The following is a 3,706-nucleotide window of genomic DNA, read 5'->3' on the forward strand; positions in this document are numbered from 1 at the left end:
CCATGAAATCAGGACAGCCGGGCACAGATTTCATGGTCTGACAGGGCCGCTAGCGTAGCGTAATCATGAGTTTTGCCGCTCCTGCAGTGCAATAAAATGAGGCCGCATTTCAGGAAAAGACTTAAATGCCGGCATCTGACTTGACTCTGATCTCCGGTTTAGGCTCTGGCCGATCTCCAGTTGCGTTCGGAGAGCGCCGGGGCAGAGCCCGTCGTACTGTCCCGGGAGATGCGGCTTCTCTGCATCAGGGCGGACATGTTAATGCATACCAGAGACATGGTTCCGGGGACGGGGTGAGATCTCAGGTGGGTGCCCAGTCCCAGCGCCCGGGATCCGTCAAGCCGGAGTCCCGGAATGGTGCCGCTGTCAATATGAAGCTCCAGGCTGACGGATAAGTGCTTCTTAAGATACATCCCGATAAGCTCGTGCATCTCCCGGAAATACTGACTGTCCGGCATATAAAGAAAGCTTTCCCGATAGCTTAAGGGCCCGATTTCAATACAGAGATCCTGAGTGATGGTGCGGTAGCGGGTGCCGATCTGGGCGTTGAGACCTAATACGGAGGTGTCCGGATCTCCCAGCTTCATTCTCACTTCCCGGGGGATCGGATGGGATTTTTCTATAAAATCCCGGACTCTGATGCGGTTCCCGAAATGGTTTTTCAGGATGCTCTCCAGTCCGTTTTTGCCGCGGCTTTCGCGTATCATGATCACCGAGCGGGACAGAGGGGCTGACGGAGGCAGATCCGTTTTTATCCGGGAAACCAGATGATTGAGGCTCAGAAAGGTATTCAGAAGAACGCTGTTCTTCCTGTCAAAGGCCATGGAGACCTCGTACATGCTGAAGGCCCGGCAGTAAAGGGTCAGAAAACGATGGTTAATGATGTCCAGAAAGCGTCTTATGACCGGATCGGTATTGTTCAGGCTGCGGTGGTAGATATAGTCGGTGATTTCCAGCGGCAAGGGGCCGTTCGGACCTGACAGGCCGAAGAACGTCACCGTAATGTTAAGCACCTCCTGGCCGGCGGGGGCGGACTTGGTTACCGAATGAATTTTTCTGTCATTGTAGCTCAGAGCGGGTATCTGTCCGAAACGCACCGGTTCCAGAGCCGGGGCTCCGGCATAGCCGATACGGGGCAGATCCCGGTTCTGGTTTTCCAGGAGCCGTATCAGCCAGAAAAAATCCGGCTCCTGGCCGCGGGCGGCAGCCTGGGCAAAGTATTCTGTTATCTTTTCGGATTCTTGCATGACAAGACCAGTCCTCTTTCATCTGAACAGATATCAACGGTCAGGGGGATGCTGATATCCCGGTAGGTCATAATCAGCTCCGCCAGCACCCGGGCAAAGGCGAACAGTCCTATGCCCTCAAGCTCCTTCTGGCCCAGCGTCAGGGTAATATGGTAGCCTTTCTCAAAGAACACCACTCCCTTGCTGATGAAGCGGTATACCCGGGAGTCGATCCGGAGTTTTTTCAGGGAAGCCTTCAGCCTGTCTGTTTCCTCTGCTGATTTTGAGGAGCTGGGGGTGAACATTTCCTTCAGGGTGAAGATCATGTTTTCATCTCCGCCGGCAATAAGCGAGTCAAAATTGCACATGATATAGGACAGTCTCTTAAAATCGTTTGCAGATCCGGCGGTTACCAGGGGCATGCGAGGTTTGGTTACTGTGGTGATAATGTCAGCGTTGCGAATTTCCCCCAGAGAGCCGGTGCTGAGCCGGTCTCCGATGGAAAGGCTGCCGGGAAGATCCGCATTGGTCACCAGACAGTCAGCGGAAAACTGCATGCGGTTCTGCATGTTGTCCAGAAAATCCTTTCCCGAAAACGTCAGGAAAGCTTCCTGCTTCCGGTAGGCCCGGGTTTCGGAATGCGCAAAGCCCTGCCGGGATCGGCGGTTTACGGTAAAGAAGTTGCGGTATTCCGCGCCGCTTTTCTGGGCGTGAGAGGAAAAGAACGGATAGGCCTGAAAAAGCGGAAGCCCGGAGCTGTCGAAGAAATCCGCTTTTTCGACATAGAAGACCTCGTAGTCGCTCTGATGGGTGCTGTCAATGGTGAGATTGACTTCATGCTCCCGGTTCAGGAAGACGCGGGCGGATCTGTGCCGGAACAGATTTACCAGGGGAATCGCATTAAGCAGCAGGGAATTGCCGGAAAACCGGGATTCCTGCCTGAAGCTGTGCGCTCTTGTGAAAACCAGCACCAGGGAAATCTCATGGGTGGCTATGTTCCGGAAGGCATCTTTAAGTCCCCGGATCCTGATGTACTTCATAATGTCCGGGAAATTAATATATCTGGTGAGAATGCTCACGCCGGATATTTCTTCAGTCCCGGACAAATGCGGCACGTCATCCCCGTCCAGAATTGAGAGCTCGGCGGTTACTCCGGGAATGGGGCGGTAGGAGCCGTCCTGAAGCTTCAGATAAGCCCCCCGGAGGCAGGTTAGCAGATATTCCGCCAGCGCTGAAGCGTCCTGCAAGGGGATGTTGGCATAAATGTCAAGATATTCCGGAGCAATGCTGTCGAAGGTTCCGGAGCCCTCGGTGTTCAGCTTCAGGGTCAGCGCATTGCGATAGCCTTCCTTGGTGAGGCCGGCGATTTCGGTATCATGATCCGAGAACTGGATGCCGGTGATGGAAACGGGGTGCAGTTCGGTTTCAAAGAAGTTTACAAAAACCACCGGAGCCGTGCTTTCGGCGGAGGTTCTGGAAAACCTGCTGCCCCGGAGCACCCGGAGGCTCCCGTTCCGTATTCTGGAGAGATCCGCCCGGGAGATCATGGCATTGCAGAAGGCGGGCACCGGAGCCAGAGCCATGGGGCACACTGCATAGAGCACGGCCTCCAGAAAACGGGAATAACCCCGCTCCATCTGTTTTTCCACCCGGGCTCCCAGAAACGCCGTTCCCTCGATAAGTCTTTCGATAAAGGGATCCTGACACTCAATGGCATTCAGATCCAGCCGGGCGGCCACGTTGGGAAACTCCCGGGCGAACTCCGCGCTCAGCCTCCGGATATAGGAGAGATTGTCGTTGTAATATGAAAAGAATTCCTTCGCCATTACGAATCCTCGGCATTAATGATGGATCTGCCCGTTTCCAGCTCCATGTAGAAATTGCAGGAAAAGTCATCACTGATGGATTCGATGGCAAAACGGGCTTCTATGTGCAGAGAAAAGCTGCAGTGATCTGATTTTTCATCCTCGAATCTGGTGATTATCAGCGTATTGGGGTTCAGCCGGGGTTCAAAGCATCTGATTTGCCAGGCGATTTCCTTTTTCACCATTTCAAAAATCTCTGGGCTGTTGTCGAGGCCGCAGAAATCAGACAGCCCGTAGCAGACCACGGAGGTTTTGGCGTCAGGCCATTTGTCTATTTCTTCAGGACGGGGATGCATCCGGGAGCTGAAAAGCATTCTGAGATTGGCCAGCACGTCCTCCTCCATATGCTTCCGAAAATACTCCTCGGGGGAAAGGTCGGTGTCCGGGGTATCCGTAGCTGAAAGTCTGGAAAGCACACAGGGATGATACCGATCCCCGGCATAAATCTTTTTGACCATGAAAAACGATCCTTTGCTTAGCCGCGGCGGGGCTTGACTTAAAGCCGGGCGGCCTGAAAGCCTCCCTCTCCGCCGTTTTTATCATAGCATATCAGGAACAGCCTTTTCCAAAACCTTGCCACGGAAATGTTTACGGGATCTGATGTTAGGGGCCAAT

Annotated in this window: 3 protein-coding genes; all 3 read right to left on the reverse strand. The window is 53.7% G+C overall.

Annotation, left to right across the window (positions count from 1 at the left end; all coding sequences use genetic code 11):
• Positions 1-158 precede the first annotated feature (158 nt).
• Genes tssG through ACJROR_RS06590 form a run of 3 tightly spaced genes read right to left on the reverse strand, consistent with a single transcriptional unit; the run spans position 159 to position 3,549 of the window.
• On the reverse strand, positions 159-1,247 hold the full coding sequence (gene tssG, locus ACJROR_RS06580; RefSeq protein WP_406546410.1) for a type VI secretion system baseplate subunit TssG: 1,089 nt from the start codon (positions 1,245-1,247) through the stop codon (positions 159-161).
• Positions 1,226-3,052: a type VI secretion system baseplate subunit TssF gene (gene tssF, locus ACJROR_RS06585; RefSeq protein ID WP_406546411.1), complete on the reverse strand. Its 1,827-nt coding sequence runs from the start codon at positions 3,050-3,052 to the stop codon at positions 1,226-1,228. The genes tssG and tssF overlap by 22 nt, the downstream gene beginning before the upstream one ends.
• Complete coding sequence (locus ACJROR_RS06590; protein ID WP_406546412.1) at positions 3,052-3,549, reverse strand: GPW/gp25 family protein; 498 nt, start codon at positions 3,547-3,549, stop codon at positions 3,052-3,054. The genes tssF and ACJROR_RS06590 overlap by 1 nt, the downstream gene beginning before the upstream one ends.
• Between the last annotated feature and the right edge of the window lie 157 nt (positions 3,550-3,706).

It is taken from the genome of Succinimonas sp. (assembly GCF_045225735.1).
Lineage (GTDB): Bacteria > Pseudomonadota > Gammaproteobacteria > Enterobacterales > Succinivibrionaceae > Succinimonas.

What these genes read in the sequence shown, in the direction of transcription:
- tssG (WP_406546410.1), bottom strand. Translation starts at nt 1,247, where the DNA reads ATGCAAGAATCCGAAAAGATAACAGAATACTTTGCCCAGGCTGCCGCC.
- tssF (WP_406546411.1), bottom strand. Translation starts at nt 3,052, where the DNA reads ATGGCGAAGGAATTCTTTTCATATTACAACGACAATCTCTCCTATATC.
- ACJROR_RS06590 (WP_406546412.1), bottom strand. Translation starts at nt 3,549, where the DNA reads ATGGTCAAAAAGATTTATGCCGGGGATCGGTATCATCCCTGTGTGCTT.